General features: G+C 43.5%; 13 protein-coding genes, 1 tRNA gene and 1 pseudogene. 3 read left to right on the top strand and 12 right to left on the bottom strand.

The window, feature by feature from the left end; all coding sequences use genetic code 11:
* Nucleotides 1–19 precede the first annotated feature (19 nt).
* Nucleotides 20–1021: a tRNA (adenosine(37)-N6)-threonylcarbamoyltransferase complex transferase subunit TsaD gene (gene tsaD, locus BLW16_RS10440; RefSeq protein WP_090556533.1), complete on the bottom strand. Its 1002-nt coding sequence runs from the start codon at nucleotides 1019–1021 to the stop codon at nucleotides 20–22.
* 117 nt (nucleotides 1022–1138) lie between these two features.
* On the opposite strand from tsaD, the gene BLW16_RS10435 reads away from it, so the two are divergent.
* The gene (locus tag BLW16_RS10435) at nucleotides 1139–5518 is read left to right on the top strand and encodes a translocation/assembly module TamB domain-containing protein (protein WP_090556532.1); all 4380 of its coding nucleotides are present in this window, start codon (nucleotides 1139–1141) and stop codon (nucleotides 5516–5518) included.
* Between the two features lie 19 nt (nucleotides 5519–5537).
* On the opposite strand, the gene BLW16_RS10430 is transcribed toward BLW16_RS10435, so the two are convergent.
* The 3 genes from BLW16_RS10430 to BLW16_RS10420 form a co-directional block, all read right to left on the bottom strand.
* Nucleotides 5538–6749: a bifunctional 3,4-dihydroxy-2-butanone-4-phosphate synthase/GTP cyclohydrolase II gene (locus BLW16_RS10430; protein ID WP_090556531.1), complete on the bottom strand. Its 1212-nt coding sequence runs from the start codon at nucleotides 6747–6749 to the stop codon at nucleotides 5538–5540.
* 129 nt (nucleotides 6750–6878) lie between these two features.
* Nucleotides 6879–8318 carry an LptF/LptG family permease gene (locus BLW16_RS10425; protein WP_090556530.1) on the bottom strand — a complete coding sequence of 480 codons (1440 nt, stop codon included), beginning with the start codon at nucleotides 8316–8318 and terminating at the stop codon, nucleotides 6879–6881.
* A gap of 30 nt (nucleotides 8319–8348) precedes the next feature.
* Nucleotides 8349–8729, bottom strand: a complete 381-nt coding sequence (locus BLW16_RS10420) for an START-like domain-containing protein (protein ID WP_090556529.1) — start codon at nucleotides 8727–8729, stop codon at nucleotides 8349–8351.
* 105 nt (nucleotides 8730–8834) lie between these two features.
* On the opposite strand from BLW16_RS10420, the gene BLW16_RS10415 reads away from it, so the two are divergent.
* A tRNA-Met gene (locus BLW16_RS10415) sits at nucleotides 8835–8908 on the top strand.
* A 306-nt stretch (nucleotides 8909–9214) separates the two neighbouring features.
* Here the strand turns inward: BLW16_RS10415 and BLW16_RS10410 are convergent.
* The 5 genes from BLW16_RS10410 to BLW16_RS10390 all read right to left on the bottom strand — a co-directional run bounded on the left by BLW16_RS10410 (nucleotide 9215) and on the right by BLW16_RS10390 (nucleotide 16833).
* Entirely contained in the window at nucleotides 9215–11881 is a 2667-nt protein-coding gene (locus tag BLW16_RS10410; RefSeq protein ID WP_090556528.1) for an alpha-L-rhamnosidase, read from the bottom strand.
* A gap of 128 nt (nucleotides 11882–12009) precedes the next feature.
* Nucleotides 12010–12789: a hypothetical protein gene (locus BLW16_RS10405; protein ID WP_090556838.1), complete on the bottom strand. Its 780-nt coding sequence runs from the start codon at nucleotides 12787–12789 to the stop codon at nucleotides 12010–12012.
* Nucleotides 12790–12895: 106 nt separating this feature from the next.
* Nucleotides 12896–13627 carry an MIP/aquaporin family protein gene (locus tag BLW16_RS10400; protein WP_090556527.1) on the bottom strand — a complete coding sequence of 244 codons (732 nt, stop codon included), beginning with the start codon at nucleotides 13625–13627 and terminating at the stop codon, nucleotides 12896–12898.
* Between the two features lie 23 nt (nucleotides 13628–13650).
* Nucleotides 13651–15165 carry a glycerol kinase GlpK gene (gene glpK / locus BLW16_RS10395; protein WP_090556526.1) on the bottom strand — a complete coding sequence of 505 codons (1515 nt, stop codon included), beginning with the start codon at nucleotides 15163–15165 and terminating at the stop codon, nucleotides 13651–13653.
* 75 nt (nucleotides 15166–15240) lie between these two features.
* Nucleotides 15241–16833: a glycerol-3-phosphate dehydrogenase/oxidase gene (locus tag BLW16_RS10390; RefSeq protein WP_090556525.1), complete on the bottom strand. Its 1593-nt coding sequence runs from the start codon at nucleotides 16831–16833 to the stop codon at nucleotides 15241–15243.
* Between the two features lie 287 nt (nucleotides 16834–17120).
* Here BLW16_RS10390 and BLW16_RS10385 point away from each other — a divergent pair, with 287 nt between their 5' ends.
* Nucleotides 17121–17894, top strand: a complete 774-nt coding sequence (locus BLW16_RS10385; RefSeq protein WP_090556524.1) for a DeoR/GlpR family DNA-binding transcription regulator — start codon at nucleotides 17121–17123, stop codon at nucleotides 17892–17894.
* A 31-nt stretch (nucleotides 17895–17925) separates the two neighbouring features.
* Here BLW16_RS10385 and BLW16_RS23505 read toward each other — a convergent pair whose 3' ends face one another.
* From BLW16_RS23505 to BLW16_RS23490, 3 genes and pseudogenes are all read right to left on the bottom strand, one after another.
* Nucleotides 17926–18627 carry a DUF4982 domain-containing protein gene (locus tag BLW16_RS23505; RefSeq protein WP_245735212.1) on the bottom strand — a complete coding sequence of 234 codons (702 nt, stop codon included), beginning with the start codon at nucleotides 18625–18627 and terminating at the stop codon, nucleotides 17926–17928.
* Nucleotides 18624–19022: pseudogene (locus BLW16_RS23495) on the bottom strand (glycoside hydrolase family 2 TIM barrel-domain containing protein). The gene BLW16_RS23505 and the pseudogene BLW16_RS23495 overlap by 4 nt, the downstream one beginning before the upstream one ends.
* Nucleotides 19023–19094: 72 nt before the next feature.
* Nucleotides 19095–19379 (bottom strand): hypothetical protein, encoded by a 285-nt coding sequence (locus BLW16_RS23490; RefSeq protein WP_217631553.1) that lies wholly within the window; start codon nucleotides 19377–19379, stop codon nucleotides 19095–19097.
* Between the last annotated feature and the right edge of the window lie 285 nt (nucleotides 19380–19664).

Here is a 19664-nt window from a genome sequence, read left to right as displayed (position 1 = left end):
TTAGTACGTTAGTATTGTGTTAGAATTCCATTCTTGACGCAGGAGCAATATCCTGGCCTACAAATTCTTTGTTTATATATTTATAATGCCCGGCAATGGCAATCATTGCAGCATTATCGGTGCAATATTCAAAAGCCGGGATATACACATTCCAGTTCAGCTCTGTTGCTTTTTCGGCCAGTGCGGTACGTAAGCCGGTGTTGGCAGAGACTCCTCCCGCAATGGCAATGTCCTTAATCTGATATAATGCCGCAGCTTTCTTTAATTTATTCAGCAGGATATGAACAATACTGTGCTGCACAGAGGCACAGATATCATCCAGGTTTTCTGCGATGAAATCAGGATTCTCCTTCTCCTGCGCACGGATAAAATACAGGATTGCCGTTTTCAGTCCGCTGAAGCTATAGTCCAGGTTCTTTATCTGAGGCTCCGGGAACTTAAAGGCCAGGGGGTTTCCATGTTTTGCATGCTGATCAATGAGCGGCCCGCCAGGATATGGAAGGTTCAGGATCTTCGCCGTTTTATCAAAGGCCTCCCCTGCCGCATCATCCAGGGACTGCCCAACGATTTCCATATCAAAGTAGTCTTTCACCAGAACGATCTGGGTATGCCCGCCCGAAACGGTAAGGCATAAGAAAGGGAATGTAGGTTTAGGATCGTCAATAAAATGGGCCAGGATATGCGCATGCATATGATTGACCGAAATAAGAGGCAGGTTTAAAGCCAGCGCAAAGGATTTAGCAAAAGATACACCAACCAATAAAGAGCCTAATAATCCAGGCCCCCTCGTAAAAGCTACTGCATTTATATCCTTTTTGCTAACTTTAGCATCAATTAATGCCTGCTGGATAACCGGAACAATATTTTGCTGATGTACCCTCGACGCAAGCTCGGGAATTACTCCACCATAATTTTGATGAATAGTTTGGTTTGCAATAACATTGGCAGTAATTTTGCCATTGTTACAGATCGCAACAGAAGTTTCATCACAAGAAGATTCGATAGCAAGTATTACTGACACCTTTGATTATAATTAAGCTACAAAACTATCAAAAAACTATTAAAAATACTTCTTTGGTTTATTGCATCAATTCTGCTGCTGCTTGCGATAATTCTATTTTCGCTCCAATTTAAGCCTGTGCAGACATTTGTCGCAAAAAAAGCTGCTGGTTATCTCTCAAAAGAATTAAATACTACGATTTCTTTACACAGCATTTATATTAAACCGTTTAAATCGGTGGTCATTGAAGACCTCCTTGTACTCGATCAGCAGAAGGACACCCTGCTGAATACCCCTAAGTTTATTGTAGAGCTCAATATGTTTTCCCTCGAAAAAAGAGTTCTGGACATCAATACCGTACAGATTAATAATGGTACGTTTTTCCTGAAATCGTTTAAAGAGAAAGACAAGGGTACCAATCTCGACTTTATCATTGATTATTTCGACTCCGGGCCTTCAACAGGAAAGAAAAAGAAACCTTTCCAGATTTCCGTGAACAGGGTAATCATCAATAACCTGCAGCTCAAATACAAAAACCTGCAGGCAGACACCGTGATCAACGGCGTAAACTTCGACGATGTTGAACTGAAGAACATGAACGGCATTTTTGATCAGCTCAATACCAAAGACCATTTAATGCAGGCAGACATTAAAAATCTGACCTTCAAAGAAAAAAGTGGCTTCTATCTCAAAAACCTGACGGCTTTCACTACGATCGATACGAACCGTATCGAGCTGAAAAAATTATTGCTGGTCACCAACAAAAGCCGCCTGACGGATTATTATGAGATGAGGTTCAATAAATTCGCCGACTTTAATGATTATATCAATAAGGTACGGATGAAAGCAAACTTCAAAAACAGCCATCTTGCCTCAAGGGATATTTCCTTCTTCTCCCCTGAGCTATCAAAGATGAACCTGGATATCGATATTGACGGACAGATCACCGGCCTTGTCAATAACCTCAGGGCGAAGAAACTGGCAGTAAAGGCAGGCAAAGCTACCTATGTTAAAGGCGATTTTAATGTCAAGGGCCTGCCCAACCTGAAGGAAACCTTTATGGAGCTTAAGTTCGATATGGCTGCTTCCAATAAAAAAGATCTGGATGAAATCCTGGGGAATACTACCGGAAATAAAAGAAATGTGATCCCCGTGATCGTGGAAAAGTTCGGGAATATCTATTTCAACGGAACCTTTACAGGTTTTCAGAACGACTTCATTGCCTTCGGAGAATTTAAAACAAAGCTGGGAAGGGTGGTCTCGGACGTGAATATGAAGATCAATGCCAGGGGAATACCTTCTTATTCAGGAAATGTGAAAACATACGACTTTAACCTGGGTAACCTGCTCGACGAAAAAAGCCTCGGCAAGATCACCGCGGCGGTGTACGTAAAAGGCAGGGGAACCGAGATCAACAGCTTAACCGAACAGGTAAATGGTGACATCAGGTATATCGATTTCAACGATTACAGGTATTCCAATGTAAAAATAGACGGCACATTCGATAAAAAATATTTTGATGGAACCCTGAAAATAAACGACAGGAACTTACAGCTCATGTTTGATGGAGGAGTAAATTTAAACCCCAAACTGCCTGTATTCAATTTCAAGGCCACTATAAAAAATGCAAAACTCAGGTCATTGCATTTATTTAAAGATTCATTAAAAGTGGATGCTACCTTCAGCACCAATTTCTCCGGTACGAACCTGAATAATATCCAGGGAAACCTGCTCATACAGAAAATCAGGCTCGATAATGTAAAAGGAATTTACAACATCGATTCTGTACAGCTGCAGGCACAGGGAATCGGAGCTGACAGAACCTTAAAGATCAATTCCGATGTGCTGGATGCCAGCATCAAAGGGCAGTACGACCTGAATACGCTTCCATCGTATTATAAGGCACTGGCAAAAACCTATATTCCATCACTCAAAACGGATATCGTTAAATTTAAGGACCAGATCTTCCAGTTTAACCTGACCATCAAACGCTTTGAACCCGTTGCCGAACTGATTGCACCAGGGCTTGAAATTGAAGACCAGGCTATCCTGATCGGTAATTTCGATTCAAAAAAGAATATTGCAACACTGAATGGCTTTGTGAAAAAACTCACCTACAAAGGAGTCATTGCCAACAACATTATCATTGATGAGAATACCACCTCAAACCAGCTGCAGGCTATCATCACTTCAGACCGCGTGGACCTCAATGACAGTCTGTACATTAAAAATGTCAATATCTCAAATATTCTGAGAAATGACAGCCTTGGCCTGAACATTAAACTATCTAATGCCGATGACGCCAACCAGCTGGATTTGAACGGACTGGTGGAGTTTGGCAAAGATACCACCGCAAGGATCAGTATCCTGCCTTCTATACTGAAGATCAATAGCCAGGACTGGACCATCCAGGAAAAGGTACGCATCAATTTCAGAAGCGGAAAAACCGAGATCACTAACTTTGATCTCAGAAACGGGAACCAGCTGCTAACGGTGGATGGTATTTTGTCAGCAGACCCGAATGAGGCACTTACCCTTGGCTTTAAATCCTTCAGTTTAAAAACACTGAACCCTTTTGTAAAAACCCTGGGCGTAAAATTATCCGGAAATGTAAACGGCCAGACTAAATTGTACAGCCTGCTGAAATCGCCGCGCATCAGTGATGGGATCAAGATCGACTCTCTTGATTTAAATGACACTTATATCGGTACGCTTACCGATACTTCTTCCTTCAATCAGGAAGCCAATGCGGCCAATATCTTTATGCGGATCAATACCAGCGAAAAGGAAACATTCAAAATAAATGGTAAGCTGGATCTCAAAGAAAAAGACCTGGACCTGACTGTTAAAATGGATGAAACTGAACTTGCAGTGCTCACTCCCTTTGTGAGCGACCTCGTGTCCAATCTCAAAGGGCATATTTCATCGGACCTTACTGTAAAGGGACCGTTTAGCGCTCCAAAAATCAATGGTGATATCACACTTGACGAAGCGCAGGTAATGGTGAACTATTTAAAGACCACCTATAAGATAAATGATAAGGTCCATGTAGAGAACAGCGTGATCCAGATCAACAACCTTGATCTGAAGGACACGGGCGACAATACGGCGACAGCCAACGGCTCGGTAGACCTGAACCAGATCAATACGCCTACCCTCGATATCACGATTAAAGCACGGACATTCATGGCGCTGAATACCACTGCTAAAGATAACCAGCTTTATTTTGGCCAGGCTTTCGCAACGGGAACATTCATTTTCAAGGGGCCTACAAATAAAATGTATATCGGCATCGACGCCAAGACAGAAAAAGGAACGGTCTTTAACCTTCCTCTCAACAGCTCGGAAACGGTATCCTCAAAGGATTTCATTACCTTCCTGAGCAAAGATACCGCAGCAAATGCAAAAAAAGCCACAAACTTTGATGGCCTCACCATGAGTTTTAAACTTCGTATCGATCCCAACAGCACCGCAAACCTGTTTACCAATCTGGGCAACCTGAGCGGTAAAGGAAACGCAGACCTGGATCTGGAGATCAATAGCCTGGGCGATTTCGAAATGTCCGGTGATTATATCATAGAATCCGGTAGTTTTGATTTCACTGCGCAGGAAGTGATCAATAAGAAATTTACCATCCGCCAGGGTGGTACGATCCGCTGGATAGGCAATCCAAATAATGCACAGATACAACTGAAGGCGATCTATGAGCTGAGAGCAGGCCTCTCAGACCTTTACCTTGCTGCCAACAGGGATAATAGCAGTAATGCAAATTTAAGGGTTCCTGTGGAGGTTGAAATGAGTTTAAGCGGACTGCTTACGCAGCCTGAAATCAAGCTTGATATCTTCTTTCCTTCAAACCCCTCTATTAAAGAAGAGCTTCAGGCTTATTTCAGCGATGAAAACAACCTCAACCTGCAGGCCTTCAGTCTGATCATCCGCCGCAGTTTTGCCCCGGGTTCCGGCAGGCAGGATTTTGGGAAACAGATATCTTCCGGTGTTGCCAGCACGGCCACAGAACTTCTTTTCAACCAGTTTAACAATGTATTGTCGTCACTTAACCTGGATTTTGTGGATATCAATATCAGGTCACTGAGCGAAGCCAGTGCCTCCTTTAGGTTCTTCGATAACAGGGTAACCGTAAATGCGGGCGTTGTGGACAGACGGAGTACGAATGACCTTTCCCCGATCGGTTTCTCCAGCAGCAACGTTGGAGGCGAGGTCGAGATTCTCGCGCTGATCAGAAGAGACGGTACGCTGGTAGGTAAACTGGCAAATAAACCGCCCACCATACAGAGTACTTTTACCAATGTGGGTATAAATCCGAATACTAACGTGACATCCTTCGGACTCATCTATTCGCAGCAGTTTGATAATTTCAGGGAATTTGTTCAAAAGGTAACCGGAGAATACCGGCGGAACCAGAAAAAGAGAGAGGCTGAAAGACAACAGAATTCCAGACAGTCCATTAACAAGGAGGCTATCACTGAGGAACAAAAGAAGCTAAAGAAAAATAAATAGCTTCTTTTGCTCAGCAATTTTATCCTTTCATAATGGTATGGCCCATTTTGTCTCTTTTGGTCTTCAGATAGGTTTCATTGTGCGTATTACTCAATATTTCAATCGGAATATTTTCTACAACCTCTAAACCATATCCGATTAACCCGGCACGTTTGGTAGGGTTGTTTGACATCAGGCGCATTTTGCTGACACCCTGTGCCCTTAAGATCTGTGCACCAACGCCATAATCACGTTCATCACCTTTAAAACCCAGTTTAATATTGGCCTCAACAGTGTCAAACCCTGCATCCTGAAGATTATAGGAAAGTAATTTGTTTACCAGCCCTATACCACGCCCTTCCTGGTTCATATACACTACGATGCCCTTACCTTCTTCCTGAATCATCTGCATCGCTTTATGCAACTGCGGTCCGCAATCGCAGCGGCATGAACCAAAGATATCACCGGTGATGCAAGAACTGTGCACCCTCACCAGGACAGCCTCTTCGGGTGTCCATTCCCCTTTGCTCAATGCCAGGTGGATTGCATTATTTTCCAGCTGTGTGTAGGCCGTCATCTTAAAATCTCCCCATTCTGTCGGCAGATTAATGGTTACATCTTCCCTGATCAGACTTTCTTTACTCAAACGGTAAGCGATCAGGTCTTTGATAGAGATGATTTTCAGCTGATGTTGTTCGGCAATTTTGATCAGGTCAGGAAGCCTGGCCATCTCTCCATCATCTTTCATGATCTCCACCAGTACCCCGGCGGGTTCCATACCTGCCAGCCTGGCCAGGTCAACAGCAGCTTCAGTATGTCCGGCACGCCTGAGCACGCCGCCATCCTTTGCACGCAATGGAAAGATATGACCGGGTCTGCCTAACTCATTAGGGTCGGTGTCCGGATTGATCAGTGCCTTTATAGTTTTAGAACGGTCAGACGCAGAAATACCGGTTGTACAGCCATGCCCGATCAGGTCTACAGAAACTGTGAAATTGGTTTCGTAGGCGGCAGTATTCTTACCTACCATCAATTCCAGGTTTAACTCTTCGCACCTGGCCTCGGTAATTGCTGCACAGATCAGCCCTCTTCCATATGTAGCCATAAAATTGATAACCTCAGGAGTGGCATTGGCAGCAGCAGTAAGAAAGTCGCCCTCATTTTCACGATCTTCATCGTCTACAACAATCACAACTTTACCGGCTTTAATATCTGCAACAGCGTCTTCTATTGCGTTCAGTTTAATTTCCATTTCTTAACGTCTTCATCTTATCAAAGGATACAGCATGCTATCAATGTAAGAATCATAAACAAAGTTACAACCTTCTTTGATATTATGTGTGTCAAAATATCATCCCTAAGTAAGGAACATCAGCACAGCCTATTTTGTAAGAGGAGATTTCTTTTTGCCGAAAATTTTGCCGAAAAAGGCCTTGTAAAGAGAGATATCGAAGAGTGCAGAATCTACGGTGGCCTTGTACGTTAAAAATGCCCCCACGGGGCTGAGAACAATGATGGCCATCCATATCCCGAGTATAGGATTGATATTGCCCTGGTTGGCAGATTTTTCTGCAACAGTAGTGATAATATGATAAAACAGGAAGAAGATGATGGCCATAACTACAGGCAGCCCCAGCCCTCCCTTTCTAATGATCGCACCTAAGGGAGCCCCAATAAAGAACAGCATCAGGCAGGAAACCGCAAGCGTAAACTTTCGCTGGTATTCAATCCTGATCCGGATCAGGTTCTTAACCCTGTCTGTATGATCAGCAACCCTGCCGTCGGCAGTTTGTTTGATGGACTTGGCCTGATCAAGCGCAGACTGTAAAGTAGCCACTCTCTGATCCTTAGGCACGCTGTTCAACAAAGGTCCCTTCAATTTCACAGGGGCCATTTTGATTTTTGTGTAGCCCCTGGTATAGTTGTTCATTTTGAAATAGGTACCCATAGCAACCCTCGAATACCGGTTTACACTATCCAGCTCTTTGGTCAGCGAGTCCCCTTTATGTTTAAGTCCGTCCAGGTTGAGCATCTGGTTGTTTGTCCTGAAGCTATTCTCATCAGTCCGGTTCATCTTAAAACTGGAAATATCAAACTTCTGCGCTGTTTGCCCGAACCGCATCCTGGTGAGCTGCTGCCTTGGATTATAAGTAGCATTCTGGCTGCTCGACTCTTCATATCTTACGCCGTCATTCAGTTTAAGCACAAGGAACTGCTTATCCTTCGTGGTGTTCATCGTACCATTCTTTGCGATAATGATCTTTGGAACACCATTATTTCCCGTATGGTCATAGATCATAATGCCCGTTAAAGATACCCCGTCTTCCCCTTTTTTATCCACACGGATGGAATATTGAGGGATACTATTGTTAAAGACCCCTTCCTTGATCAGGAAGGACAGCTTTTTGTTTCTCACGTCCCACAGCAGCGATCCGAACTTCAGGTTGGCCTTGGGAAGCATATACTCTGAAAACAGGAAAGAGGAGAAGGCGATACCGATGATCAGCACCAGCAGCGGCCGCATTGCTTTTTGCAGCGATATACCGGCCGATTTAATTGCTACCAGCTCATAGTTCTCCCCCAGCGTTCCAAAGGTCATGATGGAAGACAACAAGATGGCCAGCGGCAGGGCCATTGATACATTCGCAGCAGATGCATAAAACATCAGCTCCAGAATAATATACCATTCAAAGCCTTTTCCTATTAAATCGTCCACATATTTAAAGAGGAAAAACATCAGCAAGATGAACATCACCACTAAAAATGTGACTAGAAATGGCCTAATGAATGCTTTCAGCAGAAGTACATGGATCTTTTTCAATATACAAATGTAGACAATGCATCTGAAAAATTATGCACCAATTACACTATGCAGGTAGGTGATCTGGTTATCCCAGATTTGTGTTCTCTCTTTAAGCGTTTCTTCGGTAGCGAAGTCTGTGATAGACAGGGCCACATCATTTGTCAGTTCATCCTGCACAATTTCCATCTCAAAATAACAATGGGGATCATCATCAATCCATTTGAACTTCACCATTTTATTTTCTTTGAAGCTTAACATTTTGGCTTTCTGAACTTCATCATCCCAGGTAAAAGTGTATACCTGATCACGGAAAACTACATCATCTGCAAACCATTGGGACAGACCGTTTGGCTCACTGATAAAACTAAACAAAATACGCGGAGACGATTTCAACTCATATTCCAGGGTAAACTTTTTCTTTTCTGACATCTTAAATCGCTTATATCTTGTTATTTGTAGATTATTTTTTTATTTTTTTCTAAAGAAAAGTATTTTATTCTATATTTGCAACTCTTTAAAAAAGAACCTCCCCACGGCGGGGTAGCTCAGATGGTTAGAGCGCAGGATTCATAACCCTGAGGTCGGCAGTTCGATCCTGCTCCCCGCTACTGAAAAGCCCATCTTCGATGGGCTTTATTTTTTTAATAGAATTCCAAATCTGTATTTAGCCATAAAAACATTGAATTCTAATCGGGATAAAGGCCGCAAACGGTAAATAAAACTATTTCGACGTATAATAGCTAAAACATTCGGTTTTCCAACATTATTGAAAATAAATAATGAAAAATATCATGCAGATGTCATTGGCGCTGCCATCAATTGACTAATTCCACTTCTATTACTTGTGTTATCATTTAAATTATTCTTTGTAAAATCTCTGTTAAGAAATGCCGAACGGGTGATAGATCTCTATTTTATTTCCACTCGAAAGTATAGGTTCCTGAAGGCAGCTGTTTTGCAGCCCCTGTAATCAGCTTTCCGTCAAGATAAACCTTCAGGTTCTGTTCGGCGGGAAGGATGACCGACGCTGTAGCATTAGCAGGAATTTCTACCTGGTAAGAGACACTATTGCTTTTTCTCGTCCATGAAGACAGGATATTGCCATACGGCCCCATATGTCTGGCTTCAAAATGATCCAGCCCTTTTACAAAATGAGGTTCCAGGATCACATTCTTGAATCCCGGACTGGCAGGGTCAGGTTTGATCCCTGCAATACCTTTATATAACCAGGCACCGATTTCGCCAAACATGATATGGTTCATCGATATGTCCGATTTTGCATCAATAGGCCAGTTTTCGTATAGCGTGGTGGCACCATTTTCCATCCACCATCCCCAGCTGGGATATGTTTTTTGCGCTGCAACTTTGTAAGCGATGTCTGCATATCCGTTCTCACTTAAAGCATTCAGGATTGCCTTCGTACCGAGTAATCCTACGTCCAGATGGAAGCCATCGGCCTCCACGCGTTTAGCAAGGCTTTGGGCAACCCGGGCTTTGTATTCATCAGGTACAATGCCCCAGTAAAGCGGAACACTCAATTCAGTTTGTACTCCATCGCCGTAAATACCGGTTTCTTTGTGCAGGTATTTTGCATTAAAAGCATCTTTTATCTTCCTGGCCAGCGCTGTATACTTTTCAAAATCGGCCTTTTTACCAAGGATTTTTGCCGTTTTGGCCAGGATCAGCGCATCGGCATAATAATAACAGGTAGAAGTAAGTTCCACAGGTGATTTAGACTTCACAGGAACCCAGTCTCCCAGGCCCCAGCTCGTCAGGCCTGTAGGGTATCCTTCATCAATATGGTCTACATATTTTTTGATATTCAGGTAACAGTCGGCAAGTAATCTCTGGTCTCCGTAGAAGAGATAAATATTCCAGGGAATAATGGCAATTGTACTGGTCCAGTCGGGCCCGTTGCCCCATTCATAACCCCAGCCATCCGTTGGGATAATGGAAGGCAGCACCCCGTTTGGCTGTTGCTCGTCACGATGGTCGGCCAGCCACTTTTCATATACCGTAATGCCGTCAAAATTATAAAGCCCTGTTTCAATCGCTATCTGTGCATCCCCTGTCCAGCCGTTTTTTTCACGCTGAGGACAGTCTGTCGGGTACCCGAAAAAGTTAGACAGGTAAGAATTGTTGGTAGCAGACCAGATCTTGTTGATGAGCGGTTCGGATGAATTCACATTGCCTGTAACGGGGACATCGCTGTGCATAAAATAGCCAACCAGGCTCGTCTTGTTCAGCTCAACAGGGACACTGCTGGTTACTTCTACATACTGGAAGCCCTTATAATTGAAATGTGGCATAAACGTTTCTTCACCTTTTCCGCTCAATGTCAGGATATCCGTCTGGAAGGGGTCCTGATTATCCGTAGGGCGGTAATGCACATCGATATTAGAAAGGTCTGCCCTGCCGTTCGGATACAGCCGTTCAGCATGTTTAAGCCTCAGGACAGTTCCTGCCGCACCTTTCACGGTGATTTCAGACACCCCCGAGATGTTCCTTCCCAAATCAAAAACATAGGTGGTATCATTGAATTTCTTCAGGCTTTTTGCCGCAATTTCTTCTACATTACGAATGGGGTGCAAAGCCTGGGCAACAATATGATCAGAAGGGGCAGATCTGTTAATTACATTTTTCCATGCAGAATCATCAAATGCAGCTGTATTCCATCCAGTTTTTTCCAATCTTGCATCATAATGTTCGGCCGTATAAATGCTGTTGAATACGATCGGGCTCAGTGCCGTTTTCCAGTCCTTACCCGAAGTAATGGTCTCCACGGTACCGTCTTCATAAGTGATTCTCAGGTCAAGGCAGAAGGCCGGCCGGTTGCGCCACGGCGCCCTGTCAAAATCCCATACAGCGGTAGACTGATGGTTATACCATCCATTTCCTAAAAGGACGCCAATTGCATTTTTGCCGTTAACCAGAGATGTAGTAACGTCATAAGTAACATATAATGTGCGCCTGTCAAAACGGGTATACATCGGGTCCATCCTGTGGTTGCCGATCTTAGCTCCGTTGACCGATAGTTCATAAAGGCCGGCAGCAGCTATATATGCCCTTGCCGATCTGATTTTTTTATGGGTTTCCACCACTTTACGAAAGTAAGGCGCCGGTTTCATCCTGATATTTTCGCTGTCTGATATCCAGGAACCTTTCCAGTTCTCCATATTCATCATCCCCGTTTCAAAGCTTGCGGCCTGTACAGACTTCGATTGCTTTCCCTTTTGGTCTGCCAGGTCAACGCGCCAGTAATATCTGGTAAAAGGTTTAAGCGCCGGACCGGAAAACTGCACCAGGTTACGGTCTGATTTGACCCAACCCGTGTTCCACAACTGTCCGTGTGGTTTGCTCAGCCCCAGGGAATCCGTATCCATTACTATGCGGTAAGCTGTTTGCCTGGCCCCCTGGCGCTGATCTGCCATTTGCCATGTAAAACGGGGGCTTGGCTGATCTAATCCTATTGGGTTAACCAAGTATTCCGTTTCTAATTTAAACGGATAGGCTGATGTCTGAGAAAACGACGGTCTGGCGGCTGAAAGCAGCAGCAGGATTAAGCAAAATTGTCTGATCATGTTTGAATTTGTGGATGCTAGCTCCACAAATCTAATATTAACACCATAATGATCAGCATTTAATTCAAAAAAAAGCAGCAGGCGAACTCATCTTTCCTACTGCTCCATTCTAACCAAAGAAACGGTCTTTAAAATACGTTAACAATCAATTGTAGTGCTCCATAATTCTTTTCAGGGTTGAACATGGCTGTTGCGGCAATCGGCATATGATATTTAAATACGACCAGGTCTTTGTTAATGGTTACACCGGTGTTCACCACATTCGGTCTGTCACCATAAAAGTTCGCTTGTCTGCCAAAGGCAAATCCGCCACCTACAAAAATATGGAACTCCGAAGTTCCGTCTTTCCACAACCTGTAATCCAGCTCGGAATAATGTGAATAACTATTAGACACTCCCCCCTCTCCTGTAGGATGGGTATCACGCCCAAGAATAATAGTAGCCCAGTTAACAGTTAACGGAAAAGAATCGCCAAACTTATATCCTGCCCTTACATCTACAAAATGTGACGTTGATCTGGGGTTGTAGTTAAACAGCCTGGCATTGGGAAAATCAGTAATGTTATTCACATCCCAGATGGAGAAACTATAGGTAGGTTTTGTATAACTGATATAGTAGTCAAATTCCTTATAGTCACCGGTAAAACCTGCGCCACCCCATATTCCTATCGCCAGGCTTTTGTCTTTCGTGACATTATAGTGTATATCCACATCGGTAATAGGCGAATTCGAAACTTTAAATCCACGCCATACATACAGGCTTCGCACCTGCAGGTTAATATCAAAAGGAACAACCTTTTTTACCTGGGCTGTATCGGTTTTTTTTTCTGTTGTATCCTGTGCCATACCATTCAGACAGAGGCCAAGCCCAAGTATAGCAAGCAGGCTACTTTTTAAAAGAGTTTTCATCGGCATATTTGTTTTCGTATTTGGTGATGAAACCGTCATAGGTTTTGAATTCCTGTTTGTAAGCTTATGATGATTTCATATGATCTGTTTTATTCCGGGGAAATAATTAAACGTGTAAGTTCACATAAAGCAGGGCCGCAATCGCTGTACCTATGATAGGCCCCAGGACAGGGATCCATGCATAAGCCCAGTCGCTGGTTCCTTTACCTTTGATCGGCAGGAGCGCATGCATAATTCGCGGCCCGAGATCCCGTACGGGATTAATTGCATAACCGGTGGTACCACCAAGCGAAAGACCAATTACCCATACCAGTAAAGCTACAGGAACAGCACCTACAGAACCTAAGCCTATAGGGGTTTTAGAAGGTGTTATTTCTGCGCCGGTAATATAAAAGATCGTAAACAGCAGCACAAAAGCACCAATGATCTCACTTGCGATATTAGAAACATAATTACGCACAGCAGGCCCTGTAGAGAACACCGCCAGAATAGAAGCCGGATTATTGGTCTTTTTAAAGTGGTCGAAATACATGATCCATACGAGGAAGGCACCTATAAAAGCCCCTATAAATTGTGCACAGATATAAGGCAATACACTTGACCATGGAAATTTACCAGCAATGGCAAGGCCGATAGTGATCGCAGGGTTGAAATGCGCGCCGCTATAAGGGCCTGCAATGGTTACGCCGACAAAAACGGCCAGCCCCCAGGCGGTAGTAATCACCATCCAGCCACTGTTATTTCCTTTGGTATCGTTTAAAACAACGTTGGCGACTACGCCATCGCCCAGCAGTATCATAAACATGGTACCGAGCAGTTCAGCTATAAAAGGTGTCATAATAAATAAGTTTTATGAATAATTTAAGCCAGTTCAGATTTGGTAAGATTATCGCCTGTAGATTGGGCAGCATGAATAGCCTTTTTCCAACCCTTCACATTCTCCCTAATCTTATCCTGGTCACCAGCCGGAACAAATTCCTTTTCAGCCTTCCACAATTGTTGTATCTCCGCAATGTCTTTCCAAAAACCAACGGCCAGCCCGGCAAGGTAGGCGGCACCCAATGCTGTAGTTTCCGGAACAGTTGGCCTGATCACGTTTACGCCCAGCAGGTCCGACTGAAATTGCATCAGCAGGTTATTGGCCGTAGCTCCGCCGTCAACCCTTAATTCTTTGATTTCCATTCCGGAATCAGCTTCCATTGCTTTCAGTACATCCATCGTTTGGTAACCGATAGACTCAAGCGCTGCACGTGCAATATGTCCGGCAGTGGTACCACGGCTAAGGCCAATGATCGTACCCCTTACATCCGGTTTCCAATAGGGTGCTCCAAGTCCTGCAAATGCCGGAACAAAATAAACTCCATCGGTATCCTCCACACTTAAAGCGAGCTTTTCTACATCAGCAGAAGTTTTGATAATACCCAACCCATCGCGGAGCCATTGTACCACAGCCCCGGCAATAAAGATACTGCCTTCAAAAGCGTATTGGATCTTACCGTCTATTTTCCAGGCAACGGTGGTCAGCAGGTTATTTTTAGATTCAATGAACTCATCGCCTATGTTCATCAGCATGAAACAACCTGTTCCATATGTATTTTTAACCATCGCTTTATCAATGCACATCTGGCCAAACAGGGCGGCCGACTGATCACCGGCAATACCGGCAATCGGGATTTTAGATGCAAAGATCGTTGTAGCTGTTTCTCCGTAGATCTCACTTGACTGTTTCACTTCAGGAAGCATGCTCTTAGGGATATCAAGTATTTTCAGCAGCTCGTCGTCCCATTCCTGGGTGATGATGTTAAAGAGCATCGTACGGCTTGCATTGGTAATATCGGTTACATGTACATGGCCACGGGTAAATTTCGACACCAGCCAGCTGTCAACGGTACCAAAAGCCAGTTCACCTTTTTCAGCCCGCTCACGGACACCTTCAACATTGTCCAGTATCCATCGTATTTTAGTACCTGAAAAATAAGAGTCGATCACCAGGCCCGTTTTTGCACGGATCGTATCTTCATGGCCATCAGCTTTCAGCTGATCACAGAATTCAGCTGTACGTCGGTCCTGCCAGACAATCGCATTATACACTGGCTCGCCAGTTGCCCTATCCCATACAATAGTGGTTTCACGCTGATTGGTGATCCCTATTGCTTTTATATTTGTTCCGTTAATACCTATTTTCACGGTCGCTTCAGCGGCTACACTGGCCTGCGTAGACCAAATTTCGTTAGGATCGTGTTCAACCCAGCCGGAATGGGGGAAAATCTGTTTAAATTCACGTTGAGCTACAGATCTAACCACTCCTTTGTGATCAAAAACAATAGCGCGAGAGCTTGTAGTACCTTGATCTAAGGCTAATATGAAATCTTCCATAATGTTATATGTACTTGGTTGTTAAAAAATATTTATGAGGTATTGATATACTTGTTTATGGAGCGTTAATAGCTGTTATGCCGGCACCGGATAGTCTACCAGCAGATATGATTGTGCAAGTTTGATGAAGGTACTGACCTGATCTTTCTCCCAAGTTGCATCTCTATGCAATTCAGCAGCAATTAAAGCAGCGACCTTAGGCGCCACATCGATTGCCATACGGGCGTCCAGGAACAGGATTCTTACACGTCTGGCTAAAACATCTTCCAGGGTTCTCGCCATTTCATTCCTTACCGCCCAGATGACCTCAGCGGCTATATAATCAGCCCTCGGGTCAAGTTTTTCTCCCCAGGCCTTGTTTTCATTTACTAAGGCAAGCAATGCATCACGATCCGTTCCATATACATATAAATGGTTATTACGGTTTACATTTGTTGTGCTGCCATGAATGGGCAGGTCTTTGGTCTTCACTGGTTTATTTACTAGTTTACCCACCTCAATAGCTTTGTTAACTGTGTCTTCAGCCATTTTACGGTAGGTAGTCCATTTTCCTCCGGTGATGGTGATCAGTCCGGAATCCGAAACAAAAATCTTATGACTTCTTGATATTTCTTTTGTTTTTTCAGATCCGCCCTGTGGGGCAGCCAGTGGTCGCAGTCCTGCAAACATACTCAGTACATCTTTTCGGGCAGGGGCTTTAATCAGGTACTGATCGGCTGTACGCATGATAAATTCAATCTCTTCGTCAAGCGCCAGCGGTTCAAGGCTATGCTGGGTTAAAGGGGTATCAGTAGTTCCGATCACCAGTTTATCATGCCATGGCACTGCAAAAAGTACACGTCCGTCAGAAGTTTTCGGAATCATCAGTGCATCATCAGCCGGCATAAATGACATATCTACCACAAGGTGGATACCCTGACTTGGCCTTAACATTGCCTTATTGCCCGGTTTATCCATTTGTAAGATCTCATCGGCAAATACACCAGTAGCGTTGATCACGGTTTTACCTTTAATGGTATAGGTAGTTCCTGTCTCGGTGTCGGTAGTGACAACTCCGGCAACTTTGCCCTGCTCATTTTTTAACAGGTTGACCACTTTAAAGTAGTTGAGTACCGTGGCGCCCTGCTCAAGGGAAGTCTGCGCAATGTTTACGGCAAGCCTTGAATCATCAAATTGTCCGTCATGGTACACCACGCCGCCATACAGGCCTGTTTGCTGGATGGTAGGCAGCCTGCGGGCTACCTCTTTTTTAGAAATATGTTTAGCCCTTCCAAAACCCAGTTTTCCCGCCAGCAGGTCATATAAAGTTAAACCTATTGTATAAAATATACCGCCCCACCACTCATAGTTGGGAATAATGAAAGACTCATTTTTCACCAGGTGGGCCGCATTTTTGAGCATTAGTCCACGTTCATGCAAAGCCTCTATCACCAAGCCTATATCACCCTGTGCGAGGTATCTTACCCCGCCATGCGCAAGTTTAGTGCTCCGGCTTGACGTTCCTTTAGCAAAATCTATTTGTTCAAGTAACAAAGTTTTATATCCGCGGGATGCTGCATCGAGTGCCGTACCTAAACCGGTAGCACCACCACCAACAATAATTACATCCCACACTTTTTCAGGATCTGATAAACCTTTAACTATTTCACTTCTTTCGGTACTAATCATTTTAATGAGATTTAGATATTTTATTAAATTTCAGATGTCCTCATTCCGTTTCAGTAATAATAGCTCTAAAACAAAATAATTCAAAATAAATAAAAACAATAAATCGCAAATAATATGCCAAACAGTACAAAATACAACATATAAATTAGAAAAATCTGAATACAAAACTTAAAACGAAACAAAACGAAAGTATATCTGTACCTTTATAATCAATTTAAGCTATAGCTATATTATTGCCGCTTAATTGCTATTTTTGAACTTATAACTGAATATTTTGCACCGTTAGAATGAAAAGTATAACCGAAAGACATCAGGTAATTCTAAGGAAATTAGAAGAAAGCGGACATGTAAATGTACAGGAGCTCAGCATACAAATGAAAGTTTCTGATGTGACCATACGCAAAGACCTAAAGCTGCTGGAAGACAAAAATCTACTTTTCCGTACACACGGAGGTGCATCTAAAGTCAATCCATATACCAATGATAAACCCGTAGCTGAAAAAGAACGCCTGAATGCTGAGGAGAAAAGGATCATTGCAAGGACTGCTGCAACAATGATAGGTAACAATGATTCTATCATTATCGGCTCAGGAACCAGTATGCTGGCACTCGCCCGGGCCATACATCGCCAGGCACATCTTACGGTAATTACCTCCGCACTAAATGTCGCACTTGAGCTCTCCAATCATATCAATGTGGAGGTATTGCAACTCGGCGGACAACTCAGATTAAATTCATCATCTGTAATGGGACCTTACGCAGAACAGATCCTTGCAGATATATCCTGCAGCATTTTATTCCTGGGAGTAGACGGGATTGATCTGGAAGTAGGACTAACAACGACCAGTTTAATGGAAGCCAGGCTAAATCAGAAAATGATGGATGCCGCCCAAATTACCGTGGTTTTAGCAGACAGCTCCAAATTCGGTAAAAGAGGCCTGGGTAAAATATGCCAGGTCGATCAGATCCAGCATATCATTACCGACAGTGGTATATCAGCAGAATTAGTTAAATTACTAGAAGAAAAGGGTGTAAGTGTAACGATTGCAGATTCAGACTGAATTGTAGCTACGAGCATCCCTTTAAAATCTTTCATATGTGGCAGCTGAAATGGTTCCAGACTTGAGCAACAGGTTTGCCGGACTGATCATATGCCACTACTTTTATTGTACCAGGCTTATATTTCACATCAGTCCACATCAGGCAGTATCTGCTGGTGCTTGAACCATTGTTTTTCACCTGTTTACCCATACTCCTGCCATTTACGAAAAGTTCGGCCGATGGGTAACTGGTAATACCTGTCTTTTGGCATACCGGCGAGATTAATGATTCCAAAATAAGAACTGTGTGATGGCCACTTTTCGTCATATAGAGTGGGCTCACCCAGATAATCAAACCCTGTCCATACAATTCACCCAGTACATACTGCAGATCATCCTGTTTCACAAATTCATCATCAGGGATCTGTGACCAGGTACAAAATTCAAAGTCGTACGAAGAACTCTGGTTATCATCATATACTTTATTTTTATAGAATACAACAGGGAACTTATAAACGCCGCGTGAACTCAGGGTTGATGCAGTCTCTGTTCCCAATATGAACCCCGGCGGCAGCCTTGTGTTCGCCTTTTCATACCATGCAGGCTTATAATTGAAATCCGGAATATCAACAGCAGAAACAAAATTGTTATCCAAAGCATTCTCAATCCTGTCAATTCCCATTGTTACCGGTCTTGTAGGATCTTCCCTATGGCAGATATCCTGCAGGAAGGTCACCACTTTATTTCCATTCATACGCCCTGATTTGGTACTTCATTCCCTACGCTCCACATCACTACTGAAGGACTGTTCCTGTCCCGGTGAACCATCTTAACCATATCTTTTTCTGCCCATTCATCAAAAAGGTGGCTATATCCGTTTTTTACCTATGGCGACTTCCATTCGTCAAAAGATTCCACCATCAGCATAAAGCCCATTTCATCACATAATTTTACCAGTTCAGGTACGGGCATATTGTGTGAGGTACGGATCGCATCACACCCCATATCTTTTAATAAGGTTAACTGGCGGCGTAAGGCTGCAACATTGATTGCAAAACCCAATGGTCCTAATTCATGGTGATTACAAACTCCTTTAAATTTCCTGTATGTCTCATTGAGAGAAAAAACCTTTCCGGATTCAAATTTGATGGTACGGATGCCGAATGCAGTTGAGCATTCATCCTTTAAGACATCCCCTGAGTATAATTTAGAAACCGCTGTCTACAGATTCGGTGTTTCCGGCGACCGTAAAGCTGGCGTATTCACAATAAGCTGCTGTTCAAACTGTCCATCATCAGTCGCCAGCAGCACTGAGCTAAATGCACTCACAGTCTTCCCTGCCGCATCTTTGATCTCAGTAGCCAGTCTTAAAGATGAAGTCTCCGCCTTAATGCCTTCAACCTTTGTTTTCAACAGTACCTTAGCAAAACCAGCACTCACTACCGGGCTTGTAATATAAGTTCCGCAAGCCGGAATATGAATCTCATCAGTAATAATCAGATGCACGTTGCGGTATAAACCGGCCCCAGGGTACCATCTTAAAGCTTCAGGAAGATTTTCCGGCCGAACTGCTATGTAGCTCAGAAAATACAATCAATAGATGCGGACAGGTTTGATAAAAAAGTCTATATCTCCGAAGAATACTTTTAAATCGTAGCAAAATATTATGGGCTCAAATGTTTTAAATAGTCTTTAAACAAGAAAAGCCTTTCAGTTTCCTGAAAGGCTTTCTTTAAGATTTGGCACCGACCTACTCTCCCACGTGTTACCGCAGTACCATCGGCTCTGGTG

The sequence above is a fragment of the Pedobacter hartonius genome (assembly GCF_900107535.1).
Classification (GTDB): domain Bacteria; phylum Bacteroidota; class Bacteroidia; order Sphingobacteriales; family Sphingobacteriaceae; genus Pedobacter; species Pedobacter hartonius.
This window is presented reverse-complemented; position numbering and strand designations above follow the sequence as displayed.

Excerpts from the sequence above, each read along its gene's own strand:
- BLW16_RS10430 (WP_090556531.1), bottom strand. The coding sequence starts at position 6,749 with ATGGAAATTAAACTGAACGCAATAGAAGACGCTGTTGCAGATATTAAA.
- BLW16_RS10420 (WP_090556529.1), bottom strand. The coding sequence starts at position 8,729 with ATGTCAGAAAAGAAAAAGTTTACCCTGGAATATGAGTTGAAATCGTCT.
- BLW16_RS10410 (WP_090556528.1), bottom strand. The coding sequence starts at position 11,881 with ATGATCAGACAATTTTGCTTAATCCTGCTGCTGCTTTCAGCCGCCAGA.
- BLW16_RS10405 (WP_090556838.1), bottom strand. The coding sequence starts at position 12,789 with ATGAAAACTCTTTTAAAAAGTAGCCTGCTTGCTATACTTGGGCTTGGC.
- BLW16_RS10400 (WP_090556527.1), bottom strand. The coding sequence starts at position 13,627 with ATGACACCTTTTATAGCTGAACTGCTCGGTACCATGTTTATGATACTG.
- glpK (WP_090556526.1), bottom strand. The coding sequence starts at position 15,165 with ATGGAAGATTTCATATTAGCCTTAGATCAAGGTACTACAAGCTCTCGC.
- BLW16_RS10390 (WP_090556525.1), bottom strand. The coding sequence starts at position 16,833 with ATGATTAGTACCGAAAGAAGTGAAATAGTTAAAGGTTTATCAGATCCT.
- BLW16_RS10385 (WP_090556524.1), top strand. The coding sequence starts at position 17,121 with ATGAAAAGTATAACCGAAAGACATCAGGTAATTCTAAGGAAATTAGAA.
- BLW16_RS23505 (WP_245735212.1), bottom strand. The coding sequence starts at position 18,627 with ATGAATGGAAATAAAGTGGTGACCTTCCTGCAGGATATCTGCCATAGG.